This is a genomic window from Veillonellaceae bacterium (genome assembly GCA_025992895.1).
Taxonomy (GTDB): Bacteria; Bacillota; Negativicutes; order Veillonellales; family Dialisteraceae; genus Dialister.
In genome coordinates this window covers 624056-650365 of sequence record DAJPGA010000001.1, presented here as the reverse complement: position 1 = coordinate 650365, position 26310 = coordinate 624056, and the positions used below count along the sequence as shown (strand labels likewise).

At 49.7% G+C, this 26310-nt stretch carries 27 protein-coding genes; 2 read left to right on the top strand and 25 right to left on the bottom strand.

All coding sequences use genetic code 11. The features are described from left to right. Positions 1-25: 25 nt before the first annotated feature. From OIM03_02595 to OIM03_02560, 8 genes are all read right to left on the bottom strand, one after another. Positions 26-706 carry an ABC transporter ATP-binding protein gene (locus tag OIM03_02595; protein HJI73163.1) on the bottom strand — a complete coding sequence of 227 codons (681 nt, stop codon included), beginning with the start codon at positions 704-706 and terminating at the stop codon, positions 26-28. Between the two features lie 55 nt (positions 707-761). Beyond that, positions 762-1775: an iron ABC transporter permease gene (locus tag OIM03_02590; protein ID HJI73162.1), complete on the bottom strand. Its 1014-nt coding sequence runs from the start codon at positions 1773-1775 to the stop codon at positions 762-764. Between the two features lie 426 nt (positions 1776-2201). Continuing rightward, a complete protein-coding gene (locus tag OIM03_02585) occupies positions 2202-4736 on the bottom strand; it encodes a GGDEF domain-containing phosphodiesterase (GenBank protein ID HJI73161.1) in 2535 nt (844 codons plus the stop codon). A 482-nt stretch (positions 4737-5218) separates the two neighbouring features. After that, on the bottom strand, positions 5219-6121 hold the full coding sequence (locus OIM03_02580; protein ID HJI73160.1) for an ROK family protein: 903 nt from the start codon (positions 6119-6121) through the stop codon (positions 5219-5221). Next, positions 6102-6578: a DUF523 domain-containing protein gene (locus OIM03_02575; protein ID HJI73159.1), complete on the bottom strand. Its 477-nt coding sequence runs from the start codon at positions 6576-6578 to the stop codon at positions 6102-6104. The genes OIM03_02580 and OIM03_02575 overlap by 20 nt, the downstream gene beginning before the upstream one ends. Continuing rightward, positions 6575-7042, bottom strand: coding sequence for a hypothetical protein (locus OIM03_02570; GenBank protein ID HJI73158.1), 468 nt, complete (start codon positions 7040-7042; stop codon positions 6575-6577). The genes OIM03_02575 and OIM03_02570 overlap by 4 nt, the downstream gene beginning before the upstream one ends. A gap of 289 nt (positions 7043-7331) precedes the next feature. Further along, entirely contained in the window at positions 7332-7901 is a 570-nt protein-coding gene (locus OIM03_02565; protein HJI73157.1) for a flavin reductase family protein, read from the bottom strand. 172 nt (positions 7902-8073) lie between these two features. After that, positions 8074-9012 carry an AEC family transporter gene (locus tag OIM03_02560; GenBank protein ID HJI73156.1) on the bottom strand — a complete coding sequence of 313 codons (939 nt, stop codon included), beginning with the start codon at positions 9010-9012 and terminating at the stop codon, positions 8074-8076. A gap of 248 nt (positions 9013-9260) precedes the next feature. Here OIM03_02560 and OIM03_02555 point away from each other — a divergent pair, with 248 nt between their 5' ends. Further along, on the top strand, positions 9261-10154 hold the full coding sequence (locus OIM03_02555; protein HJI73155.1) for a LysR family transcriptional regulator: 894 nt from the start codon (positions 9261-9263) through the stop codon (positions 10152-10154). 457 nt (positions 10155-10611) lie between these two features. Here the strand turns inward: OIM03_02555 and OIM03_02550 are convergent, their stop codons facing one another. From OIM03_02550 to OIM03_02470, 17 genes are all read right to left on the bottom strand, one after another. Next, positions 10612-11454, bottom strand: coding sequence for an IS3 family transposase (locus OIM03_02550; protein HJI73154.1), 843 nt, complete (start codon positions 11452-11454; stop codon positions 10612-10614). Positions 11455-11483: 29 nt separating this feature from the next. Continuing rightward, positions 11484-12182: a helix-turn-helix domain-containing protein gene (locus OIM03_02545; GenBank protein ID HJI73153.1), complete on the bottom strand. Its 699-nt coding sequence runs from the start codon at positions 12180-12182 to the stop codon at positions 11484-11486. Between the two features lie 269 nt (positions 12183-12451). Then, positions 12452-13447 (bottom strand): 6-phosphofructokinase, encoded by a 996-nt coding sequence (locus OIM03_02540; protein HJI73152.1) that lies wholly within the window; start codon positions 13445-13447, stop codon positions 12452-12454. 22 nt (positions 13448-13469) lie between these two features. After that, a complete protein-coding gene (locus OIM03_02535; protein ID HJI73151.1) occupies positions 13470-14093 on the bottom strand; it encodes a shikimate kinase in 624 nt (207 codons plus the stop codon). Then, positions 14020-14577, bottom strand: a complete 558-nt coding sequence (locus OIM03_02530) for a hypothetical protein (GenBank protein HJI73150.1) — start codon at positions 14575-14577, stop codon at positions 14020-14022. The genes OIM03_02535 and OIM03_02530 overlap by 74 nt, the downstream gene beginning before the upstream one ends. Next, a complete protein-coding gene (locus OIM03_02525; GenBank protein ID HJI73149.1) occupies positions 14574-16109 on the bottom strand; it encodes a hypothetical protein in 1536 nt (511 codons plus the stop codon). The genes OIM03_02530 and OIM03_02525 overlap by 4 nt, the downstream gene beginning before the upstream one ends. Continuing rightward, positions 16096-16497, bottom strand: coding sequence for a hypothetical protein (locus OIM03_02520; protein ID HJI73148.1), 402 nt, complete (start codon positions 16495-16497; stop codon positions 16096-16098). Before OIM03_02520 ends, OIM03_02525 begins: the two co-directional genes overlap by 14 nt. Then, positions 16490-17017, bottom strand: a complete 528-nt coding sequence (locus OIM03_02515) for a hypothetical protein (protein ID HJI73147.1) — start codon at positions 17015-17017, stop codon at positions 16490-16492. The genes OIM03_02520 and OIM03_02515 overlap by 8 nt, the downstream gene beginning before the upstream one ends. Continuing rightward, the gene (locus OIM03_02510; protein ID HJI73146.1) at positions 17014-17376 is read right to left on the bottom strand and encodes a hypothetical protein; all 363 of its coding nucleotides are present in this window, start codon (positions 17374-17376) and stop codon (positions 17014-17016) included. Before OIM03_02510 ends, OIM03_02515 begins: the two co-directional genes overlap by 4 nt. Then, the gene (locus OIM03_02505) at positions 17373-17639 is read right to left on the bottom strand and encodes a hypothetical protein (GenBank protein ID HJI73145.1); all 267 of its coding nucleotides are present in this window, start codon (positions 17637-17639) and stop codon (positions 17373-17375) included. The genes OIM03_02510 and OIM03_02505 overlap by 4 nt, the downstream gene beginning before the upstream one ends. Positions 17640-17808: 169 nt before the next feature. Next, positions 17809-18387, bottom strand: coding sequence for an A24 family peptidase (locus OIM03_02500; GenBank protein ID HJI73144.1), 579 nt, complete (start codon positions 18385-18387; stop codon positions 17809-17811). Positions 18388-18396: 9 nt separating this feature from the next. After that, entirely contained in the window at positions 18397-18810 is a 414-nt protein-coding gene (locus tag OIM03_02495) for a type II secretion system GspH family protein (protein HJI73143.1), read from the bottom strand. A 417-nt stretch (positions 18811-19227) separates the two neighbouring features. Then, positions 19228-20421 carry a glycosyltransferase gene (locus OIM03_02490; protein ID HJI73142.1) on the bottom strand — a complete coding sequence of 398 codons (1194 nt, stop codon included), beginning with the start codon at positions 20419-20421 and terminating at the stop codon, positions 19228-19230. 16 nt (positions 20422-20437) lie between these two features. Next, the gene (locus OIM03_02485) at positions 20438-21394 is read right to left on the bottom strand and encodes a glycosyltransferase (GenBank protein HJI73141.1); all 957 of its coding nucleotides are present in this window, start codon (positions 21392-21394) and stop codon (positions 20438-20440) included. Further along, entirely contained in the window at positions 21394-22635 is a 1242-nt protein-coding gene (locus OIM03_02480; GenBank protein HJI73140.1) for an O-antigen ligase family protein, read from the bottom strand. The genes OIM03_02485 and OIM03_02480 overlap by 1 nt, the downstream gene beginning before the upstream one ends. 33 nt (positions 22636-22668) lie before the next feature. Further along, positions 22669-23688, bottom strand: a complete 1020-nt coding sequence (locus tag OIM03_02475; protein ID HJI73139.1) for a glycosyltransferase — start codon at positions 23686-23688, stop codon at positions 22669-22671. Between the two features lie 138 nt (positions 23689-23826). After that, the gene (locus OIM03_02470) at positions 23827-24810 is read right to left on the bottom strand and encodes a hypothetical protein (protein HJI73138.1); all 984 of its coding nucleotides are present in this window, start codon (positions 24808-24810) and stop codon (positions 23827-23829) included. A 309-nt stretch (positions 24811-25119) separates the two neighbouring features. Between OIM03_02470 and OIM03_02465 the strand changes: the two genes are divergently transcribed. Continuing rightward, positions 25120-26307 carry a sulfatase-like hydrolase/transferase gene (locus OIM03_02465; GenBank protein HJI73137.1) on the top strand — a complete coding sequence of 396 codons (1188 nt, stop codon included), beginning with the start codon at positions 25120-25122 and terminating at the stop codon, positions 26305-26307. Positions 26308-26310: the final 3 nt, after the last annotated feature.

The window sequence follows — 26310 nt, the reverse complement described above, 5'->3', positions numbered from 1 at the left end:
GCCTTTTTTGATTGCCAATTTATTCTTAGCAGCAGAAGAATTCTCCGTCTTTTCCATTGACCGTATAGAAAGGAACTTCGAATACATCCTCCAGGATTTCCCGGCTGGCTGTCTCTTCTGTCTTGCCACTCGCTACGATTTTTCCCTCTTTCATGATGACGAGATGGCTGCAGTACCGGAGCGCCAGTGAAATATCGTGCAGCACGATCATGACTGTGCCCGGGAAATCCGGCAGCTCTTCCATCAGGTGGAGCCTGTACTTGACGTCCAGATGGTTCGTCGGTTCATCCAGAAGAAGGATTTCCGGCTCCTGCGCCATAGCTTTGGCCAGCCATACGCGCTGGCACTCTCCGCCGGACAGCTGGCCAAGTTCTTTATACCTCAGGTCATACACGCCCTGCTTCTTCATCATTTCCGAGGCAATGGCGCGATCCTTTTCCGTATACCCCATCCCGAGCTTCTTATAGGGGTATCTTCCTGTCAGGACAAGATATCCTGCCGTCAGCTCATCTGCCATCGAGTCTTCATTCTGGCGCATGACAGCCACTTTGCGGGCATACTCCCGGCGGTCGATCGTTTCTATAGGACGTCCATCGATAAAGATTCTGTTTTTGCTGGGAAGCCGTCTGGAAATATGCGAAAGAAGCGTCGTTTTCCCGCAGCCATTGGGTCCGATGATGCCGGTGACACCTTCACCAACGGAAATCGTTATATCCTTCAGGATGCTTCAGCTGCCCCTCTGAAAGGACAAATGTCTGATCTCAATCATGATTTTTCCCCTTTCTCAGGATAATATGCAGGAAGAGCGGAGCGCCCATCAGCGATGTCAATACGCCTACTGGAATTTCAGACGGAGCGGCCATGCTTCTTGCCAGAACATCTGCCCAGACCATGACAAGTGCCCCGAGGAGCGAGGTCATGATGATTAATTTCCCATGCTCTGCACCGGCCAGTTTCCTAGCCATATGCGGAACAATCAGGCCGATGAAGCCGATAACTCCCGCTTTGGCGACAAGCACTGCCACAAGGATCGAGGAAAGCAGAATCACCATCAGACGGAATTTCTTGATGTCCATGCCAAGGTGCCCTGCTTCCGACTCTCCCAGAAGAAGGACATCGAGATCATAGCGGAAGAACCAGAGAAGAAAAGCAGCAGGAAATACAGTCAGCACGGCCGGTATGTCCTCCCACTGGATCCCGGAAAGACTTCCCATCAGCCAGAACATAGCGCTTCTCACCTGGCTTTCGTGGGGTGCATAATAAACAATCAGCATCGTGACTGCGGCAAAGAATGCCGATATGCCCATACCTATGAGCACTAAACGGGATGGATCGCTGAAGCGGGATGACAGGAAAATCACAAGCGCCGTAGTCAGCGCAGCGCCCAGAAATGCAGCTCCTGTCACACTCCAGCTCCCGAGGAAGGCGAACCAGCCCAAAACGATCACAGATACCGCGCCTGTACTGGCGCCGGACGATACACCAAGAACATAAGGATCTGACAAATCATTGCGGGTGATCGTCTGAAGCGCCATCCCCGAAAGAGACAGCCCCATGCCGCAGACGGCCGCGAAAATACTCCGGGGCAGCCGGATATCCAGAATGATAGTCGACAGGGATGCATTCCCTGAACCCATATCTGCCACCGTCCGTATGACATCTCCCGATGACAACCCCACGGAACCAAACCGGAGGGAAAGGACCAGTGAAACGAGCAGGGCCGCAATCAGAATGCAGGTCCGGCTCAGAAATGAAGTGTTATACACTCTTTGCATATGGCCTCCATGAAAATTAAATGATATTTCAATGAGTATATTCTGATTATATCATGAGAATGATATATAATTTCACGATAACTTCATACCGGATAGCGAATGCTCGCTGCTACATTTAAGATGGATCATTTAATGATGGAAACGAACAAGCCCCAGTGGTAATCAACCTTGCCGGCATTTTTATATTAACTGCACCTTTGGGAAACCCTAAAACCAGCCTTCGGCCTGGGAAATGCTGTATCCGTTTACACCTTCCCTTCCCAGGGCAAGGTCAAAACCGGCCTACGGCCCTTCTTCCCCGTTTAGGAAGGCGAGGCGAGTATTAGCGGTGCTCGCAGAAATACACCGCTCCTATCGCCCATCTCCCCACGCAAAAAGGGCTGTGATGAATGGTTTCCCATTTACCACAGTCCTTCTTTTTATTTTTTATTCTGCTTTGTTTTCGGCTGTTTTCAGTGCTGGTTTATCCGCTTTCATGTATTCCTTGAGGACGTGTTTGCGGAGGGTCTCGTCGTCCAGGGGCGAGAGTTTCGCGGTGTAGAGGAATACTTTGCCATTGGTCTTCGGGATGGAGATGATGGTATGGACGTCCCAGGTGAAGTTGCCGTCGGCGCCTTTGGTTCTGAAGTAGTTGGCGATCATGCCTTCGGGGCTGTCTTCAATGCGCTGCTCCATGTTATCGAGGCGGACGAATTCGAGGAAGCGTTCCTGATCGTCCGGGTGGATGTTCTGTCTTGCGTAGCTTATGCGGACTTCTTCGAGGCCGTAGGTCTTCTGATGGAGGAATTCCCAGGAGCTGGCGGAGGCGACGATCGGGTTGCAGGAGTTTTCGTCAAAGTTGATGATGAAAACGGTATTGTAGAGGTAGTAGATATTTCTGACAAGGCCGTCGAGCATGTCCTGCTGGCGCTGGTCACTGTTAAATGTGACGTTGATAAGTTCAGCCCTGTGAATGTGCTTATTCCCGCAGGAGGCGATGGTCTTGCAGCGGAGGCGCATGTACTGGTTCCTGGATGTGTAGGTGAGGACCTGCTCTTTCCCGGATTCTGCGATTTCATTGGCGAAATTTCTGAAAAGATGGGAAAGCGGCGAGGCATTGTCGTTGATGGTATGCTCGGACATGCCTGTAGAGGTCGTCCCGGCGGTCGCAAGGGATTTCATGAATTCATTATTGACGAAGAGGTATTTGAATTTCGTTCCGTCGTCTTCCAGGAGGGCAAACGGACGGTTCGTCAGGAAATCTTCTCTTCCTGCTGCATCGTAGTACTTCGCCATTTCTCTTGTTTCCGTGGTCCAGTGCTGTTCCTTGATGCGTTCGACGACGTGGTCATAGGGCATCGGTTTTCCGAAGTAGTAGCCCTGGATTTTTTCGCATCCAATGCTCTTCAGGAAATCGAGCTGCTCTTTCGTTTCGACGCCTTCAGCGAGTGTCTGCACGCCGATTTTCTTGGCCATGCAGACGGTGCTTTCGATGACGCTCTTCGCTTTTTCGGTGAAGTGCGCCAGGAATTCCATATCGATCTTCAGTTCATCGAAGCTGTAGTCTTTGAGGACGTTCAGCGAGGAATATCCGCTGCCGAAGTCGTCCATCCAGACCTGGAAGCCCGCTTTATGGAAGTTGTCGATTTCTTCGCTGATCTTACGGAAGTCATGGACGAAGACGCTTTCAGTGATTTCCACGTTCAGCATGTAGTGCGGGACGCGGTACTTGTCGGTGATGCGGTTCAGTTCCTCAAGCACTTCGCAGGTGAAGAAGTCAATGCGGGAAAGGTTGAAGGAAACGGGTACGACCGGTTCTCCGCGGTCGACGCGTTCTCTGTAGTTCTGGCATACGTGCTCGATCATGTACATATCGAGCTTGCTGATCTGACGGCTGTCTTCGAGGGCCGGGATGAAGATACCGGTCGAAATGAAGCCTTTCTCGGGATCTTCCCAGCGGGCCAGCGCCTCGAGGCCACAGAGCGTGCCGGAAAGGGAACGCATGACAGGCTGGTAGTAGACCTTGATGTATCCGTTCTTCAATGCTTCATCAATATGGTAGACAGCATAATTCCTGAGTTCGGACAGATTCCAGACTTCATCGGTATATTCAAGGATATGGACATCGAGGCAGTCGCGGATGCTGTCGCAGGCAAGCTTGGCCAGATCGCAGGCAAGCTCCGGATTGACATTGAAATCGGTGACATGGTACACGCCGAATTTCGCATCGAGGCGTACGCCGCTTCTGAGGCTCACAAGCTTCTGATAGACCTCGCGGGCTCTCAACCTCAGATCCACATAGTCAGTCAGTACGACGAAATGGTCGTCAGCAAAACGCGCGATGTAATCATGCGGGAATACTTCCTTCAGTATATCCGCCACATCACGCAGCAGCTGGTCGCCTTCCTTGCCGCCGTACTGCACGTTGAACATTTTGAAATTCTTGATATTGAAATAGAGGATTGCCGTCTCGGGTGCTTCGGTATCGAAGCTGCGGTGCTTGAGTTCATTGCCCGCATGTTCCAGGAATCGCTTCTGTCCGGGGAATCCCGTCAGCGAATCAATGTCCCTCGTCAGATCCTTGACACGAGAGTCCATGACAAAGGCGCAGAAAACATCTCCTTCGCCGGGCAGTTTCACCCTGCGTCCGAAGTTTTCCACGTACACAATTTTTCCCGTGATGGTTCTCACTCTGTAATTCACGTAATCATAGAGGTCCTTGCCGGAACGCATCTGTTCTTCGATCTCGCGTTCCACGCGGCCTACATCATCGATATACACGAAATGACGGAATGAGCCGAAAGTGTAATTGATAAATTCATGCGCATCTTTGCACTCCAGCATCTGAATGACGCCCTTGCTTGCATAAAGGATTTCCTTTTCCCGGGTCCCCCGATACACAAGCACACCACCCGGGAGTTCGTCCAGAACACTTCTGAACGCATCCGGAATATGATTACCCGGATATGCTAATTCTCCCATCGCTCTTCACTTTCCTATTCTTCTAAAATGACGTCAGGCCTTCCCTTGCCGCGTCTTTATAATGTCCGGACTCTTCCGTTCCATGACAGCTCTTTGCCTTTATAAGTATATCGAATTATATCGTTTTTGTATAGGTTATGATCGCTGCCAATACACCTCGCATACCCTTTCCGCGGGAATCCGTCATCCGCGAAAAACCTTGGAGACGCGGAAAAATGGGGACAAAAGGCCCTTCCGCATTTCCGGTTAACGTACCGTGCCCTTCCTTATAGAATATTTAAGGAATTAGATATGCTAAATATTTATAACATCTCTATTAATAAATATCTCTAAATAGAATTTATTTGCATGATCTCGAAATAATATTTTTATGAATTATTTATATTTATCTATAGTATATATGTTTTTCAGGGAAATTGCAAAGGAGGAAAGCGCAGCAGAATGAATTTTGCTCAACTTTCCTCCCTTTTATTTCCGATTCCTCAAGATTTCAATAAATCATAGCCTATGCGGCAGGCACCGGCAAGTCCTGCATCGTCTCCCAAAGCGGGCGGGACGATGTAATCCGAAAGATCTCCGTCAAGGATCGGCGCATGGACGTAGCCGTGCATCTGGTTCTTCACTCTTTCCCTGACCATCGGGAAGAGGGATGCCTGGTGCATGACGCCGCCTCCCAGGATGATGATATCCGGCGAGCAGAGAAGCGCGATCTGCGATACGCCCTGCGAGAGATAGAACGCTTCCATCTCCCAGACTTCGCTGCGGTTTCCCAGGTTCTCTCCTTTTTCACCCCACCGTTTTTCGATGGCGGGTCCTGCGGCATACCCTTCGAGGCATCCGGCTGGCAGGAAGGAATCCCTGTGGAAGGCGCAGCAGCCTTCATACGTATCCCCCGGCGCGCGGACGACTGGCATGTGGCCGCCTTCTGGATGGACGAGGCCGTGGAGAGGCTTGCCGCCGATGGAAAGTCCGACTCCGATGCCGGTTCCGACGGTGATGTAAGCGACGACGGATTTCCCCTTTCCTGCGCCGTATGCGCCTTCGCCGAGCGCAGCACCGTTCACATCCGTATCGAGCACGGCCGGCACGCCGATTTCCTTTTCAAGAGGCCCCAGAAGATCGAAATGCTCCCAGCCCTTCTTCGGTGTCGCCATGATATGGCCGTAAGTCGCAGAGTCCTTCCGGAGATCCAGCGGCCCGAAGCAGGCAACGCCCAATGCTTTGATCGGGAAATCTTTGAAATAGTCCGCCGCTTTCCTGACTGCCTCTTCCGGGCGCCTCGTCGGGAAGCGCATCCGGTCCAGGATATGGATGCCTTCCTCCGTCACCTCTGCCGCTCCGCAGACGATTTTCGTCCCGCCGGCCTCAATTCCTCCGATCAGCATTTCTTCCCTCACTTTCTACATCCATCGGAATCCGTCCTGCTGCCAGATCCTCCTCATCATAGACGGGGATTCCGGCCTCCTTCAGCATCGCTGCAAAAACGCCTTCTCCGGGCACCCTTGTCCCGGAAAATGTGCCGTCATAGACTTCATGCACGCCGCAGGTCGGGCTTCTTGCTTTCAGGATGGCAAAGGCGATGTCTTCACCCTTGATTTCTTCCATGATTCTTCTTGCGCCGGCTCTGTAGATTTCATCCATATCCGTTCCGTCTTTCCGCACGATACGGCCGCCTCGGATTTCCACGGGCGGACGCGGGACCGGCATGCCGGCAGCGACCTCGGGGCAGACAGGGATGACGTCCATCCCTTCCACGAAGGAAATGACGCCTTCATCCGTATTCGCGCCTCCCTTGTAACGGCAGGGAACGCCAAGGAGACAGGCACTCACGATGATCTTCATGATTTTGCTACCTCAAAATGCAGACGGGAAACGGCCTCTGTCAGCGCATCATACGGCAGGTACGTCGCTGCATAGAGATACGTGTCATTTCCGATCGGCTCGATGTAGTAATTGACCAGTCCCTGCGGCCCTGCCATGCCGTAGCTGAACGTCTCGCCGTCCTGCTTGTAAATGTCTGTGACGCCCATCTCATTCACGCGGTCTAGGAGCTGCGCCTTCTGTGCTTTCGTGAGAAATGCACAGGTCAGCATGACCTTCTTCGCCTGATGAACGATGAGCGAATCGCTCGTATACTCCATCGAGTAATCATCCTTCGTGTCGAGCTTGACCTCCAGCTTCTCGCCAGCCGGTGTCTTGAAAGAAAGCGACTGCGTATTCCCGCAGCCCGCCATCATGAAGACCGCCACAAGGACGAGAAGGAAGGACAGCGCTTTCTTCCAGGATTCTCTTGCCAGTTCCGTCATATATACTCCATTTCTATTTCTAGTAAAAGATAAGCTGCAGCAAAATGCGCGATCATCCTGCCACAGCCGCCTTTTCTCTGAAATTTATCTATCGAGGAAATAGACAAATTCAGTCCTAACAAAAATCTGATAAAAATAAGAAGGGCTGGTCTGCCCAGATAAAGAACGGATGGAAAAACCATACAACCGGACTTCGTCCGTGGTAATCAACCCTATCCGCCCTTCGGGCACCTTCCCCGTCTGGGAAGGTGAGTCAGCATTCTACCGCAATCCCTCCCTCTTTATGCAATTATTCTTTGGTAAATTTGGCTCCTTCTTTCCATGCGCGGCCTGCGACGTCGCCTAAGCGGATGTAGGTGCCGTGGACGGGGTCGAATGTCAGAGGTTCGATGAGAGATGGGTCGAGCTTGCCGCCAGTCAGGACGGATTCGTCGGCCAGGATGTTGACGATTTCTCCTACGATGTACCAGTCTTCGCCTTCCTGTGTGGTCTTCACGACCTTGCATTCGAATGTGAGCGGGAATTCTTCAATGACAGGAGCGTCCACATGCTCGCTCTTGACGGCATGGAAGCCTGCTTTCTCGATTTTCCCTTTTACCTTGTGGCCGCTAACGGTGCCGAAGTAGTCAGCTTCTGCCATCGTCTTCACGGTCGCCATACTGACGGTGAAGGCGCCGGTTTCCAGGATGTTGTCCGTCGTCTTGTGATTATGGTCGAGCATGAAGCCGATCTTGTTCGTGTCATAGATGCCGCCCCAGGCAGCAACCATGGCATCAGTCTCCCCTGCTTTGTCCTGGGAAGCGATGACGAGCGCCGGCTGCGGATAAATCCATGATGCGGGCTTGAAACTTTTCTTCATAGAAATCCCTCCTGTATCCAAAATTTCCTTTATTTTATTTATACATTCTAAAGATTATTATACCACGGGCGGGGAGCGCGAGCGCCCTTTCCGGCCGGCCCTGCGCAGTAAAAATCCCGATGGAATCCGGGAAGAGATTCCATCGGGAGGAAGGGATTATTTATGTATATCCTCAGGAGAGGAGGTACATATAAAAAGGAATGAAGAAGATCCCCAGCATCAGGGAGACGCAGTTGATCATCGTCGAGTAATCGGCATCGGCGCCGACGGAATTGGCGAGAATCGTCATGTTCGTCATAGCCGGCATGCCTGCCTGCATGAGGAAGACCTTCGCGGACATCGCGCTGACCGGAATGAACGGCAGCAGGATGAAAAGGCAGAGCGGTGAAAGGACGAAACGTCCAAACATCGCGCCCACAAGATCGCGGTCGAGACGGATCGCGGAGAACGGAATATGCGCCATCTGGATCCCGATGACGATGAGGGCCATCGGCGTTGCGATATTTCCTACGTAATGGCATGCCGTCAAAAGGAAATGCGGCAGCGGAATATTGAGGAGAATGAGGAGAACGCCTGTGATGAATCCCATGAGCGGCGGCGTACGCAGCTTCATGAGCATTTCCTTCACAGTGAACTTATGATCACCGCCGGCATCCTTGACGATGAGGTACGCGCCAAGGAACCAGAACATCGCGGTATTTGCGATATAGTACAGCATGCAGGAAGGCACGCTCGCTTCGCCGAAGAGCGCCATATTGACAGGAAGGCCGATGAAGATGGCATTCGCAATGCAGCAGGTGCAGGTGAAGACGCCGCGGCGGCCCTTCGTGATATTCAGCACCTTGGCCAGGACGCGGCCGGCGAGGTACGCCACGAAAATCGAGGCAAAAGGAAGAAGCATGTCCGGCGCTGTTTCGATCAGCTGATCATGCGTGAAATTCGAGTATAAAGAATAAATCATCAGAGGCGGCAGTGCCACTGACATCGTGAATTTCGTCAGATCTTTCCCGGCGGACTCCCAAAAGAAACCCATCCGGCTCAAAAAGAACCCCAGACCCGCAATCACAGCTACTTCAAAAATACCTGACAACCCCTGCAGAATCGCATCCATATCCCCAAATACCTCAAATTTTCTAAATTTTCAATAACTAACCCAAGATTTATACAAATTTGCACTGAAATTCTGTTTACAGCATAGCCCATCTTGTCATATAATTCAAATAAAGATAATGAATTTCACTTATAACGATTCAGCATAATTAAACATCTCGATTGTTATATGTTCATTATTTTTCGAATAAGCGGAATCGCGTATTCGTATAAGTTCTTTTTTTACCAATAGAATAGGGGGGAATTCACTTGAATCTGGAATTTTACAAAAATTTCATTGCGATCGTCGAGGCGGGGGGCCTCAATAAGGCATCGCGCCAGATCCATGTCGCACAGCCTGCACTGACCCGTCAGCTCCAGCTGATGGAAAAAGAATACGGGGCTGCGCTCGTCGACCCAAGAAGAGGCCGGCACAGTTTGAAACTCACGGAAGCCGGATGGATCTTCTATCGCCAGGCAAAACAGATTTATGAGACAGACCAGACAACGCACGCGGAAATCGAAGCGCTCACAGCAGGCCTCACAGGAACCCTGCGCATCAGCGTCTTCCCGTCGTACGCGCCTTTCCTGTTCCAGAAAATCATTCCGCAGTTCCATGAGAAATACCCGGACCTCTGCTTCCGCATCCGCGAATCCTATCACACCACGCTCGTCGACGATATCCGCACCGGCGTCTCTGAAATAGGCATCGCCAATGCGCCGCTCCCTGATCCATCCTTCTTCAAGATCCTCAGAAAAGAAGAATGCCAGATCATGATCGCAGGCCCGAAGGGAAGCCCGCTTCTCGAAGAAAACGAGACCATCACGCCCGACATGCTCGCCGGACAGCCGCTCGCCGTCAGCAGAAGCACCGAAGAAATCATCAAGAAACTCTTCCGCTCCCACAACATCGTCCCGAGAATCCTCTTCTCCGTCGACACACGTTCCTCTGCCATGGACGCCGCTGAAAGCAAAATGGCATTCGGCATCGTCGTCAGGGACGAAGGCGACATCTATCCGACAGAAACCCTCACCTTCCGCCCGCTCGCCATGCCAGACGTACCGATCGGAAAGACCTTCTTCTGCCAGAAGGGCCACCGCTTAAGCAAAGCCATGGAAGAATTCCTGGCAGCATTCCCGGAAACCGCTGAAATCGAAGAATAACAGAACATAAACAAAAAAAGAGCACATAAAGCCAGCCTGCTTTCGTGTGCTCTTTTTGCGTGGGGAATGCGGAGAAAAACCGCAAAACCAGCCTAAAGGCTGAGGAAATGCAACTCATCCGCCCGACATCAGAATTTGAGGTCGGGCACCTTCCCTTCCAGGGTAAGGTCAAAGGCATTCTTCCCCGTCTGGGAAGGTCAAAACCACTTCCTTGCTTCGCAAGCGGAGAACCAGCCAGTCGAAAAGGGGTTCACCCCCATCTTATCCACAAATGTTATAAGTTATTCTGCCAATCAAAAAGGAGCTGTGGCAAAATTCGTTAAAACGCTGCTTTTCCCTTTTCTCGAGCGAAGCGAGGTTTAAGGGTGTTAACCTTGCTCCGAAGGAGAAGGTGGTGCGGATTTGTTAATACAGACAAATAAATATCATAAAAAATCTAATCGTACTTTAATCTTAATCATGCAGCCATTGGAGCTGCGTTGAATACTTCCATTGGAGCTAAAAGATGTAATTTGCGCTGAATGCGTTTGTTGTTGTAGAAGTAGATGTAGCCGTTGATCATGCTTACCACTGCTTTACGGCTGGTGAATTTACGTGTGTAGTAACGTTCGCGCTTCAGCATTCCCCAGAACCCTTCCATCAGACCGTTGTCTGCACAGCAGCCTACACGGGACATGCTGTGAACCAGTCCTGCTTTTTCAACAATCTTATGGAATCCGTTGCTTGTATACTGGAATCCGCGGTCGGTATGAATCATTGGATGTTCTCCAGGATTCTCTTTAAGTGCCTTTTCCATTGTCTCAAAAGCCAGTGCAGTATTGTTCCTGTCGCCGATGACATAAGAGACAATCCGGCGATCATGGCCGTCAATAATCGCGCTTAAATATAACTTGTGCAAAACTCCATCAGCAGTTGTGTACTTGAATTCAGTGACATCCGTCATCCATCTTGCATTGGACACGCCGGCATCAAAGTCACGGTTCAGCAGGTTTTCAAAAATGTACTTTGGATCCTTTGCGTTACGAGTGCAACCATCGGTCTTGTACTTGATCACGGACTTAATATTAAGTATCCGCATGATACGAAGAACCAGACTGTCGCTTACATTTATATTGATGTTGTCATCCTTCTTGATCCAATCGTTAATCCGGCGGTATCCCATATCCGGATATTCCTGATGGGTTTTCATGACCTCCTGTGCGACCTTTTCTCTCAGCAGTTCACGGCCGCTCTTAATATGATTCAGCCATCCGTAATAAGCTGCCCGGGAGACCTTTGAGAGTCGGCAGAGACTTTCTATGGAGATGTTGGTTTCTTCATGGACTTCTTTTATGGCTTTAAAATCTCTGAGAAGGTGAGTAAGGCTGAATCCTTCGAGGAACGCAACCTTTCCTCTATCTCCATCTTTTTTTTTAGCAGGGCAATCTCTGCTATAAGATCCTTCTGTTCTTCAAGAAGTCTGGCATTCTCCTGACGCAGCTGTTCTTCTTCGGTCCGGGGCGTTTGGAGCCTGATCGGCTTTCCTCTGTAATCCTCAAGACCAACTTCGCCCATTTCCTTGAACTTTTTTACCCATGTGTAGAGCGTTTGGTAGGACATGTTGTACTTCTTGGCTATCTTGTTATAATCGCATCCACTGGCGATGCACTCCTGAACGATTCTGACTCGCTCTTCCTTGACCGATTGCTGGCGTTTGCCCATAAGATCTCCTCCTTCAGAAACGAGGTCTGTCAACTTATGCTCATTATACGCCTCAATCCATGTTTTAAGGGAGAGTGTGCCGGAAATTCTGTATTTGGCACAGACGGAAAGCATGGAAACACCGCCTTTAAGATATTCCTTTACGGCCTGGATCTTCATCTGATTGGAGTAGTAAGACAAATGCTGCCTGGGCCGCAATCCCTTAAAGCCCTCCTCTTTATACCGGAGGACCCATTTCCTGAATGTTATGCGGCTCATATGAAGATTTTCAGCTGCCTGGGTAATCGTAACACCCTGATAGAGATATGAAGCAATCTGGTCTAACATTTCCTCCGGGGACGCTTTGGTTTTACATGGCATAAGAATGACCTCCTAATATATTTATGATATTATTCTGTCTTTCTTGTTGAATCATACCAAAGGTCCCGGCGAAGCCGGGGAATGAGATGTAGTTCTCGAGCGAAGCGAGGTTTTGTGGTTTTCAGACAGAAACAATAAATACATTTGCTAGATAATCCTTTAATGGAATATTCCAATAGAAAAAGGAGCTGTGGCAAAATGTGCAATCACTTCGCCACAGCTCCTTCTTCCTTTTCTTACAGTCCTGATTCTCTTATGTTTCCTTCTACCTGGGCTGCGCCAAGCATTTCTGCGAGATCGTAGAGTTTCTGGTTGAAGGGTTTCTTTATATGTTTCGCATCTTCATAGGATACTTTTGTGACTTTGCCCTCCCACATGCTGACAAGGGCGGCGGTTTCTCCATCAAGGAGTGCTTTGACGGCTGCGGCTCCCAGGGTGGATCCCAGGATGGCGTCTTTGGCGCTTGGCTGGCCGCCTCGCTGGATGAAGCCAAGGATGGTGGTGCAGATGTCGATATCGGTTCTTTCTTTGAGCCATTCGCCGAGGGCTCTTCCGTCGTCGGCGCCTTCTGCGCAGATGATGATGCTGTTCGTCCTGCCCTCTTCCATCTGGCGTTTGAGGCTTCTGGCGAGTTTCTCGCGGCTGAAGGGAACTTCGGGGACGAGGATGTATTCGGCGCCGCAGGCAAGACCGGAGTCTAAGGCAATGTTTCCTGCAAAGCGTCCCATGACTTCGACGATGGCAGCGCGGTTGTGGGCGCTGGCGGTGTCGCGGATGCGGCTGACAGCGGATACGACAGCATTCACCGCGGTATCGTGGCCGATAGTTTCATCGGTGCCGTGCATGTCGTTGTCGATGGTGCCCGGAATGGTGACAGTCGAAATGCCCAGTTTCGAAAGGACTTCGGCGCCTTTGATGGAGCCGTCTCCGCCTACGACGACGAGGCCGTCGATGCCTCTGCGCTTCAGCGTTTCTGCCGCTTTGATCTGGTTTTCTTCTTCCAGAAATTCCTTGCATCTGGCCGTTTTCAGCATGGTGCCGCCATGGAGGACGACGCCGCTCACGGAGGAGGATTCCATGCGGACGAAATCATCGTCCAGAAGTCCTGCATAGCCTCTGTATATTCCATAAATCTGGCATCCAAGCGCCAGGGCTGTCCTTACGACCGCCCGTACGGCCGCATTCATGCCCGGCGCATCTCCGCCGCTTGTGAGTACAGCTAGTCTTTTCATGAAAATCCCTCCCTGCGGCCGACTACTGGGATCTTCTCCCATGGGAAGAGGGCCGGCCGTTCCGCGCTCTCTTCTCGGTGTGTTCCTCACGGCCGGGATACCCCGGTCCCCGCCGTGCTGCAAATCCTATATTGTGCTTGTCAATGTAGCGCGCAATCATGAGCGCTGTCTGTTCCGGATGGCAGTTCGTCGTATTGATGACAAGATCGACCCTGTCTCTCCATTTTGTCCATTTCCTCAGCATCTGACGGACGTATCCGTCCACATCGGAGTAGTCCATCGTCGGGCGTTTTCCGATGCGGCGCCTCACGCGCTCGGCCAGGCGGAATGGTTTCGCATAGAGCAGGATGACGACGCCATGCTCGGAGAGGAGATGAAACTTCTCCTCCGTCATGGGATAATTTCCGCCCATCGCAATCACCGCTTCATGGTAGAAGCGCACTCTGTTGATGATTTCCTTTTCCTTGGCAGTGAACGCATCCGGCCCCGCACTCTGGTAGTACTCGGCGATGCGCATCCCCGTGTCCTTTTCCATCATGCGGTCCGTATCGGCCAGCTGCCAGTCCAGGCCGTCAGCGAGAATCCTCGCCGCGCGGCTCTTTCCTGTCCCCATGGGACCGATCAGAACTATATTTCTCTTTTTCATAGGTACCTCGGCTTTGGAAGGTACGGATCTCCGCGTCGAAGGACAACTGTCCTCCCTCTCTTTTCAATGATTTGAGATCCATCGCATTCCATCTCTCTTTGCCTTTTATTATATCAAAGCCGCGGACAATTTGGGCAAAGCTTCCGGTACCTTGTACACGTATTTTTTGAAATTTTCCGTTTTCGTCGATAGTTCCTTCACTTTCCGAGATATTCGTCACGATGACGCCGCTCTCCTCGAGCGCTTCAGCAAGCTCCGGCGCGCTTGCTTTCCCGAAAAGCTCTGTCAGAAAGGGCAGGTACGTCCCCTCTTCCGGCGCCCTGAAATGGAGCGCTTTCTGGTTCTCTGCCGCCATGAGGCCGGCCGACTCTTGCTTGTCCCAGGAACGCTCGACGAAAAAGCAGCCCGTCAGGGCGAGAAGAAAGGCGAGCGCGAGGTACCCTCTCTTGTACTTCGTATCATGCAGGATTGGTTCGAGCTTCATTTCTTCACCGTCCTTCTGACTGCTTTTCTGGGCGCATCCGTCTTCGGCGTTTCATCCGCCCTCGTCCAGATGATTGTGAAATCCGTGAGCTTCGTCAGCGGATTTCCCTTCCGCTTCCCGATTCTCGTCTCCCCGCCCCAGGAAGAGGCGACGACATCACGTAGAATCCCGACGGCCTCAGGTGTCTGCGCCGTCCCTTCGAGACGCACTTCCCCGCTCTCCTCGGCGATTTCCCTTAAGACGACGCCGCTTGGCATCGATTCGCCAAGGTACGCGAGCTTCTGCTCCCAGTGCATGTTTTCCTTCTCCAGCTTCCGCAGCATGCCTTCGAGTGCCCGCGCTTCATGCTGCTCCTTCTCATACGCTTCCATTTCCTTCCTGACCGGCGAGAGGGAAATGGAAAGCTCTTTTTCATGGAGGAAATCCTTCTCGGCAGAGACGAACATTCCAAGGCCCGTCAGGCAGAAAAGGAACGATATCACCGCCGCTCCCTGCGCCATGCGAAGGCCGCGGTTCTCTTCCGTGAAGAGCCTCCGCACCGCGCCGGAAGGAATGACCGTCCCTGCCTTTTCCGCGCCCATGAGGAGACGAAATGCCGTTTCATGAAGAAATCCCTCTTCCTCGGCAGGAATCATCACTTTGAGATTGGCAGACGCTTCTTCTTCCGAGAAATCCCTGGTGTCAGGCGCATCCTCGTAGGCAAGCACCGCCGAGAAAGCGTCCTCCTCTTCCTCTACGATGTCCGGATTTTCCTCGGGAACTTCTCCGCCCGAAATCGCGGCGAGCAGGGATGCCTTCCAGTAAGCCAGTTCTTCTTCCGTGCAGGAAAAAAGCGGCACGAGGAAGCATGGCACTTCCCCTTCCATGCCATCTGCCTCCCTCAGGAAGAAGCGTCGTATCTTGTCCCTCTCGCTTTGCCTGGCCTTGAGGCTTCTGACCTTTTCGCCGTGGTAGAAGAAAAGCTGCGCCGTCGATTTTGCTGCAAAACAGACACCGTAAGGCCCCTCTGCAAGCGGGATATCCGTCACAGGGAGGAGCGAAACGAGGCATTTCTTGGCCAGACGCGCGCCTTCTATCCAACGCGTGACCGTGATTTCATAAACAGAAGAAAAGAGGATGTGCCAGGCCTGCGGCGTGTGCGAAAGGACGCGAAGACCGGTCCGGAGCGGCTCATCGCCCGGGAATATCCTGTCCTCTTCCCAGGAAAGCGACTCGTGCATTTCATCCTCATCCATTTCCGGAAGATGCAGCACCTTCGTCCGGAGATCACGTCCCGTCGCAATGAGCATCAGGGATTTCCCGCGGATGCCTTTCTCTGCGAGCGCTTCCAGAGCTTTGGCAATCTTTTCCGGCTCCTTGTCGTGGGGAAAAGGGACGGAAGCGAAATGGAGGAACTTCCCTTCCTGCATGTCAGCGCCGTAAAGGCTGCCTGCCATCGGGAGGAGAATCGTTTTCTTCGTACCCGAAAAGAAGCGCCTTGCCCGCATGAGCAGCGCTTCCTTCGTAAGAACTGAGGTATCAAAATGGAACACTTGAAATATCCTCCACCGTCAAAATGCGCTTTCCATCCACCGTTTCCGAAGAGAAATCAATCGTCAGGAACCGGCGGTGATCCCCCTTTTCATTTTCCGAGCGGACCTTGATCCTGCCGCTCTCCCCGTCATCCGTGATCCTCACAAGAATCGTCCGGTCTCCCTCTTCCAGCGTGAGCGACGTGCTTCCGCCTGCGCCCGAGGAAAGGCGCGAAAGAGCCCAGTTCGCCCCGCTCTCTGCCGCATAGACCGAGCGGAGCCCCTCTTCATGCGACACCGCTGCCGCGCTGCCCCTCGTGAGGAAAAGGACGAGCGCCGTCGATGCCGAAAGGAGTGCCGAGAAGAGGAGAATCAGGATGATTGAAAGCGTCCCCTTCCTCCTAGACATATGGCTGCCCCTTCTTATACAAATCCGCATAAGGAATGACCGACGTCTCACAGTCCACCTGGTCGATCCCGTTCTTATGCTCCATCAGGAAATGAAGACGCAGCGCGCCCATTTCCTGAGAAAACACCGGATCCTCCTCAGACGGCGAGAAAATGATCGTCTCGCCCGTTCCCGTCTTCTCGCCTGTCACCGGTTCCGAAAGGCCGTTGTAGAGAAGAAGCTTCAGCTTTTCCCTGTCGATATAAAACGTATACCGCGCCTCGACGTCCCTTTCGTTCAGGTCGTAGTACGTGTACCGGTCGCCGGAGACCGGGACCTGTGCCATCCGCCTGCCGTTCCTGATCTTTTCCGTCATGTAGTCGGAAACAGAGAGCGCCTCGCTCGAAAGCCGTCCGCGCTTTGCAAGACTGTCGATCACCCGTGCCGTCTCCGTGGCCAGAGGGAAGATGGAAAGCGCGAGCGAGGTCAGGATGAAGAGGGAAATCAGAGCTTCCAGAAGAAGAAATCCTTTTCGTTTCATTGCGGATCCTCCATCAGGACAGAAAATGAAACGGACTTCCCGGACGCATCCGAGACCTCCGCCTTCATCCGCTTCATCGGGACAGCTTCGACATAGACGGGCTCCTCACTCATCTCGACCGTATACGTCCTGCCATTTCTCACGATTTCTTCAGGCATGGAAACGGGCTCACCCAGGCGCACGCTGGCCTTCATCTGCTCCATGGCATCCTGGGCAATCAGCGTTTCATCAAGGGAAATTTCCCTTTCTGCCTCCTGCTTTGCCGCCACGGACACCGAGAGAAAAACGCCCGCGCCAAGCGTCATGACAATCGCCAGCGCCGCGGCCGCCCACACCAGAAGAAAGCCCTCTCTCCTCATGCGTCCCTCACGATCCGGACACGCCCCGTGTACGCCGCCACCACGATCTGGCGCGCATACTTTCCGTCCTTCGTCCTCAAATACATTGAATACTTGCTGCTCTCCCCGGCATAGCCGTCCTTCCGAAGCGTCAGGTTCAGATTGCCCGTCCCGCGGATGTTTTCAGGGAACGAGCCTTTCGGACGGATCGTCGTCGTGCCCTTTCTTGTGAAATAAGAGACGTGGTCGCCGTCCTGTGCGCAGAAAAAGTACGTCCGCGCCACGACATTTCCATACCGAGACGTCTCACTCCTTGCCTCCGTCTGTGCCTCACGGATAGCCGAGGCCAGCTCTTCCGCTGCCAGATCGAGCTGCCGCTCCTCCTGCCAGTCAGACAGCGAGGGAACCGCCATCGCCATCCCCAGCGAAACGATCAGAAGTACAATGAGCGCTTCAGCGAGAACAAAGCCACGATGCCGCCAGAAGCGTAAGCCCCGTTTCCTCGAAGAAGAAAGCCGCGATCCCTCCGGCAGCAAGGAACGGCGCGAAACGGATCCCGTCATCAAGCGACCTCCTTCCCGAAATCAAAAGAGGCAGGGAAAAGAGCGCGCACGAAGCCGACGCCGCCCAGAGGAAACCGAGCGTTCCCACCGGAGAAAGCCAGGATGCAATCGCAGCGGCCAGAAATATATCTCCCTCCCCCGCGCCTCCGCCGGACGCCAGGCGAAGCACAAAGAAAACGCCGCCCGCAAGCGCCGCTGAAAGGATAGCAAAGTAAATCATCCCCGCCTCATACGAAGTCAGGAGGCCGCAGAGAAGAAGAAGCGCACTCCAGCCGTCCGAAATATACCCCGTCCGCCTGTCCTCCAGTGCAGGGAAGAAGAGCAAAAATGGCAGCAGAAAACGGGCCTTCCCCTCCGTCATGAAAAGAAGACCCGCATACAGGGCGCACGAAATCACGAGCAGAAGGAATCCTCTCCCGCCCTGCCAGACATCCTCCCACAATAACCGGTCTTCCCCTCCGCTTCTCATGGGAACCTCTTACGACTGCTGTGTACTTGTGCTCGTCGTTCCGAAAGACGAGTACGTCACAGAATTGAAAACAGCCGTCACTTCACCTTTCGAGCCCATCGTGTATGTCACACTCTTATCCGGCGGCTCCGGCATTTTCTTCAGATACCCATTCGCTCCCGTTGTATCCACCAGCTGCGAAAGCGCCGTCGGGTACTCGCCATTCTTCACGTAATACATCTCTGACGCCGTTCCGATCGCCGACAAATCCGCCTGAATACGAGCCGCCTTCGCATCATTCGTCATGCCAAGGATATCCGGCATAGCCACCGCCGACAAAATCCCCACGATCGCCACGACGATGATGAGCTCCAGGAGCATGAAACCTTTCCTTTTCCTTCCTAATCCACTGCCCTTGTAATCTTCCATTGTACCTTCCATCATGGACCAACCTTTCCCACAACACACCGGCCTCGCCGGTTTTTGAGCACAACAAAAAGGCGGCACGTTGACTGGCGCCCGCCTGAAAAAACCTATACCTCCTCCCCGCACGAAACCCGACGCAGCCTTCCCGCTGCCAGCTCCCTTCCACGGAGCTCGTCAAGAAACATAAACAGAACCGCCAGACCTTCCGCAGCCGGCCAGCTCTTTATTGATACCAGCCCTTCCCTCCATCGGAAAGACACGGATCAATCACGTAATTTTCCTATATTATCCAAAATGCTGTATCAATATTCAAATAGAAAATAATCATAAAGATTATAAACTCCATGAAGCCGATGCATAGCAGAATAAAGATTTGGGGGATGAGGAGAAAAGAGTAGCAAGGAAATAAAAAACCGCCCGTGAAGGGCGGTGAAATTATTGTTTTTTATTTTGAACCAGCTTGGAAAGAAGTTTCTCCCACTCATCCCATACTCTTTCAGGAGAAAATTCTTCCATTTCCAATTTTGCCGCATGACCCATTTTCTTCCTAAGCATCGGGTCTGCCATCAGTTTTCTAAGGGCTTCCGCATAGGCCTCCGGCCCATCATCTGTCAAAAATCCTGATACTTCATCCCGAATGATTTCATTCACTGCATCACAGCTTTTAAAACCAACTGCCGGGAGGCCTGCACTCATTGCTTCTGTCATGGCAAGGCCAAATCCTTCAAATGAACTGGGAATAGCAAAAATATCTGAATTCAGATAAACAGAAAGAACATCCGTCGTTACACCACGGAAGAAAACCCGATCGTTTAATCCTAATTTCCCTACGAGATCACTAAGATACTTTTGATAAGATCCATCACCGGGATCAACTCCCCAGAATTCCAAGTCCCAATCAGGAAATTCTTTTGCAAGCAGGCTGAATGCTGTAATTAAAACATGAGGCTGTTTCTGCTCCCTGGTTAAACGGGCAACATCAATAATCGTGTGTCGCGTTCTTTCTTTCCCGGGGTCTGCTTCCTTGCTATATTGCGGAACAGCATTGGGAATACGAAAAGCCCGAGCCTTCGGCAGCCTTTTCTTTAAACTATCGATATCTGCATTCATCAAGACCTGAACTACATCACTGTCTAAGAGAGCCTGTCTTTCCTGCGGATCATCCCAATTCACCGCCATAGCGGTCGGGAAATGGAACATAGTCACAAGAGGGAGATGATTCTTTCCCATAGCATCCAGGAAAAGTGCACTGGAAGAGGCCTCAAAAGAAACGATAACATCAGGATTTGCTTCTTCCAGTGCGCGTTGGATGGACCCTCTCATGCGAAGTGCACGCCCACGGTTCTTCCAGCTCATAGCAGCTCCCTTGCTTACCGGCCTGGCAAGTTCACGCATCACTTTAAAAAGGGCCTGCCTGACAGGCGCCTTTTCTTCTCCATAATCCGCTAAATTCACAAAATGAGTACTTTCATCATATTGGAAATACATCATTCCGCCATCGGGATCATCAGAGATAACCGTAACATCATGGCCGCGTTTAATCATTTCATTAGCCATTCTGGCACAGACATTTTCCATGCCGCCGTTCAAGCCACGCATCTGATGAACACGTCCCAGCACAATTTTCATTAAATTCAGCTCCACTTTATTTCAACTTATGGCGCGCATACAAGCGGCAAATCCATTCCTTGCGATGAACGATTGCATAACGCAGAATTTTGTCTCTTGGGCTGATGCTCGCAGGATGATTCTCCATATGGGAAAGCCAGCGGAAAAGTCCTTGTTTTCTCTTATCCTCAAGATCACGCAGAACGACAGAGATACAATAACTTTTAATTGCTGCTTTAGACGCATTTAAGCAACAATAGGAAAATATTTCCGGGAAGCGGCATTTGGCAATCATGGCTCTTTCCTTCCACATCCAGAAACTTCCCCAAAACTTACGCGACGTAACACGATGCGTTGAAGATGCTTCATTTGCTACATCCTGATAATACATTCCTCCACAGCCATGTACAATATTTCTGGCCCTGTAAAAGAGATGCAGTGATAAGTATCCGTCTTCTCCGGAATGTGTTAATTCAACAGGAATTTTTAGACCTTTCCACAGACTCCTTCTAGATGCAAACATCCAAAGGACAGAGCAATCTGCCTGAACAGCCCGGCGCTGCCATCCCCTTAAATCTGATTCAGTAAAGTGAACCTTCCTGATTTTGCCATTATTATCATCTGCAATATCATATACAACTATATCTGCATTTTCTTCTTCAAAAAGAAAATACGTTTTTTCTAGTAGATCTGGACTAATATAATCATCCGCATCAATCCAATAAAGAATATCTCCGGAAGATTTTTCAAAGCCAGCTTTTCTTGCAACACTTACACCGCCGTTTTTCTGATGGAATACATGAAATCGGGAATCTCTTCTCGCATATGCATCACAAATTTCAGGAGACCTGTCTTCTGACCCGTCATCAATGACAATAACCTCAAAATCTTTATATGTCTGATTCAAAATACTGTCAAAACAGCGTGCCAAGTACTCCTCTGCCTGATAGACTGGTACGATAAGCGAAATTTTCGTATTTCCGTTGCTCTCCATCAGATCAATCTCCTTTGGCGGTAACTCTCATAAGCAATATATCCTGCATACCATCCGAGAATCATATAGTACATACGGCCCGGTATTTTATTAATAATTGTCGTATCCACCAGACCATGCAGTGTAAATATCAAAAAAGAAAGCATCATTGCGGATGCAAGGGCCTTATTCTGAGAGGTACGAATAGCTCTATACAAGTATCCATATGTCAAAAGCAGAAATGCAAAGTATGCTGCCACGCCAAATATGCCATCTTCCGTCAGGAAAAGCATAGGCATATCATGCGGCATGGTATGTCCTTTTTCATGCCCGTCTTTCGGATGATACTTGGGACTGTAATAATACTCTCCCCACTTGCCAGGACCTACACCAGTCAGCTTATGATCATTCCACATCTCCCAGCTGGCTTCCAGCATCATAAGGCGTTCTCCGCCGACCCTCTCTGGATCAAGGCCTGTTTTCTTATCATGTGATAAATACAAAAATCCGCCGGCACATACAGCAGTAACAAGTGCAATAACAGCAAGCCCTTTAAAAATCAGGCCTAAATTAAATTTTCCGCGCAAAGCTGCTATGAGAGTGATGCCGGTCAATATCAAGCCACCCGAAAGAGCTAACACCGCACCTCTTGATTTAGAAGTGTAAAGAGCTCCCGCCATCAACACAAGCAAAACAGCCCACATGACTTTTTTCTTTGTATCCTGCGTCCTATACATCATGTACAGTACGAAAGGCCACATGAGATTAATACCTGTGCCTAAATGATTTTGCTGTGCATAACCGGCCATGGCTGGTACATTGGGGTCAGCGTGAAACTGAACAAAGGCCCAGATGCAGTTGACAAGAGCCCCTGCGGCCATACCACATAAAAATCCCTTATCAATATCATAACGAGCACGCCAGAAAAGCATCAGAAAAAACGGTATCGTCAGATTAAACTGCCATAGAACCGTATTAACGCTTCCTTTGGTACCATGGAGAAAAGCAGAAATCAGAAGAACTCCATAAAAAATAACGATACCAGTAAACAGCCATTTAGCTGAACGAACATCTGGAAGGAAGCTGCGGTCAATGGGTCTTGACATATATAAATCATAAAAGAGGAAAAGAAGAAAAGCAGCCAAAGCATATGAGAAATAAGAGGCACTAAAACCATTCTCAGCGATTCCCGCAAAAAGTGCCGCAGCAACTCCTGATGCTTTAATTAAATACCTCTGTTTATCCATGCTGACATCATTCATGTCCCGCTCTCCCTTTTCGTCTATATTGATTACTTATTTTACCACTTTGGGATGACTCCTGATTCTTGCCTCGCGTCGTCTGCACTGCCACTCAACGAGTTTCCCCTGAATTCCGCCGAAAATAGTTATAAATGCACTGTTATTCAGGATCATATTTTTCATCAAATTCATAATAAAACTCATAGGTATATCTTTATGACCGATCACATAGTCATGAATATCCTGAATTTGAACCTCTGTTAGAATAGGAAATCTTTCATTCAAATAATAGGAACGAATCGCTGCATGCAAAGCCTTAGCTGCACACTCTTCAGCATATTTCGGGGCATAAAGGAGTGCGAGTTTTTCATGTTCTCTCCAGGCTAAGTACTTACCATAACGTATTTTCAGATATCCAGTACCCGAAATACTAGTAATACTCCCCGCATTTTCATGACTGTAGTAATAGAGCGGATTCTTTCTGACAACAACCTTATTGGCAATATACATTGCCTTACCTATGACATACATGTCCTCCATAACAACACCAACAGGAAATCGTAAATCATTCCAAATCCAGCTACGGAAGAGCTTGCTGCAGACAAAATTGGGAATTTTATTTCTAAGCACAGCCAGTCTCGCTTCTTCAGTTGAATGAATCTCTGGCCAGACCGCAGCGTCATCACGAATTTCCCCACTAGATTCCACCCGATAATGGCCGGAAATAACAATATCGGCATCTTCATTCTTGGCAGTGTCGACCAAAACAGAAATCGTATTTAGATCTATATAGTCATCTGAATCGAGAAAATAAATAAAGTCACCCTTTGCAGCATCCAGACCAGTATTTCTTGCAGCCGACGGCCCTGCATTTTCCTGATGAATGACAACAATCCTATTGTCTTCCTTGGCATGTCGATCACATATATCCCCGCAACGATCCGGTGAACCATCATCCACCAAGACGATTTCAAGATTTTGATATGTCTGGTGGAGCGCGCTTTCTATACAGCGGTCAAGAAACTGTTCTGCATCATAGACAGGAACAATGATTGACACCAAATCCGTTTCCATAAATTCTCCTCTCCTACGCCCCCATTGAGATTTTTATACTTTTATGAATTAGACAATTTAGATCTCGTAGAAGTCTAAATCCAAGAAATTACTTTAAATCCCCTAACAATCAACGGTTTGTCCGAAGGAACTCCGCCATTACAGTTTTGCGGCAAAATACTTCAAATACCAACCAATCATAGCACCATACTGGCCATTCATGCGTGCTGTTCTTGCTGCCTGATGAAGGTTCTTTGTCCCCTTCGGAGGAACAAGAGGTACGTCTTTCCAGGGCGAAGATTTCTGGATAGCAGCATATTCTTTCACAACCGGCCATCCCTGGACCCAACTGTGCCATGGCTTAGCATGCCCGGCAAAATGAATGATGACCTGATTCTTATAATCTTCATTCACTGGCTGTTTCTTGAACAATGACTGGCGATCCAAGTTGTAGAGGTAGTTATATTTCTTTTCAATATAGAGACACTTACCATCCAGCATCTCATTATGGATATCCTGATCATGATGAGAAAGACGGTTGCCTACACGCTTTACATTTTCCTGCGCACGGCGGACAATGTCATCAAAGCAGCCCTGCTCCATCCACGGACCGAGGTTCATCAGCATCATACCTGCATTGAAATAACGACTTGTATGCATGCGTTTCATCTGTGCTTTTTCATTTCTGTCCGATACGACGACAACAATCTTATCTCCAAAGTCGAGTTCTTTCAGGTAACGAAGCGATCCTCGGCACATCATATCCCCATCCAGGTAAAGCCCACGATCTGTCAAAGGCGCCAGTGTCGGTGCTACCAGGAAACGATAGAAGAAAGCAGGATTGCCATCTGAAAGAAGCAGAGTCTTGAATGCTCTGTCATCGATCAGATGAACCTGCACAGGGCATCCTGTAATCAACGCCATTTCCTCCAAATGCTTTTTCTCTTCATCCACAAGCTGATTCACAAAGAAATGAAAACAAAGCGGGAGATCCTTATTATGCTCACGCACCGTCAAAGCCACAACACCCATATGCGGAATATAGTCTGCTGTCCCGGTCAGCGCAATATGAAAGGCATCTTTCTCAGGCTCTCCGCCAATAAAGACCGTATCTTTCACAGCATGAAGAAGTACATTTTCCATAAGTTAATTAAACTCCTTAATCATATGAGAAAGCATACAATATAAAATGCTTTCTCAAGCATTCATATTGTATATGAACACAGCAGTAGTTGTCATTACATCAAAATTACTGTTGCTTTATGACTCACAAAATCCGTTTAAAGTAAAAAATACCTATTTATATTATACATAGAGAATCTTCCTTTTTCCATGAGAATATACGGCGCCTAAAGCATATTGCGTTTTCCGCACTTCAAATCTTTCACTTATGAAGATTCATTTCTATGTAATGTGGTATGATAAATGCGTATATCTTAAGGAGGAATCTGAATGCTGAAAAAAGATATAGGCGAAATCCTATCTGTTCGAAATATAACTAAAAAAGATGCTGCGTGGTATTGTTTAGTTTCCATTATTTTTACAGCAGTCCTTTGGGGCTGGTTTGCATTCACCGGAATTAAATTTCTGTGGGAATGGAACCTCAGTTTAAGGGATGCTTTATTAACTTTCGTAACTATATTTTTGCTGGAACTAACTTGTGGTCAGGATATTCGCGGGCGTCTCTGGCATGCGGCATACCCCGGATTTCTTGCTTTAATGCTTGTTTTCCCTTATGTAATCGGTACTGGAAGCGGAAATCGTGACCCGGATTTCCGTCATCTTTTAAATCCATATGTTATGGAAGCACTGGGATTCTTGAGCATTTCTGTCATTACTGCATTCTGGCAGCAAAAAGCAAGACGCCCTTTATCCATCCTGATTGCCATAGGCACCTTTCTCATCACAACATTCCAAATCATTTGCGCTTTGATATATTTCTCATACTTCCTCATTTATGGCAGTACGTTTGCTACGGCTGATTTTCTTCCTTTTGTACAGACTCATCTTTCTGAAGCGATTGGATTTCTCAAATCCTTTATCAGCGTGAAGACACTTTGCCTCGGTGTTATTCTCCTTCTTGTTTTATTTGTGCCAACGATTACACTTCTTGTCCGCAACATAAAAAACGGTGGAATGTCATCCGCGAAATGGCCAAAATGGATCATTGCCCTTTCTGTTCTTCTTTTTGCAGCTGGGATCATCAATGTTCGTCATTGGATTCCACGTTCGTTTCCTGTTCTTGACTACCAATTGTCGCAGGCATACATCCACAGCATTCGTGATGCAAAAAAATTACACACTATCAATGCCGCTAAGCTGGTCTTAGCAAATGGCATAAATAATACTCTTGCATCCCGTGTTCCAGGCACTGTTCTTTTAGTCATCGGAGAGAGCGAGACAAGCGACTTAATGACTGCATTCACCCCTTCTCTTCCTGTTGATACGACGCCCTGGCTTACCTCTGAAAAAGAAAATAAAGATTTTTATCTCTTTAACCATGCTTATACCAATTTCCCAGCAACTGCTGGCGCACTCTCCATGGCTTTGACCGGTATTAATCAGTATAACGAAAAAGAAATTGGTCAGGTTGTCACACTGCTTGATGTTGCTAAGAAAGCAGGTTACGACACCTGGTGAATC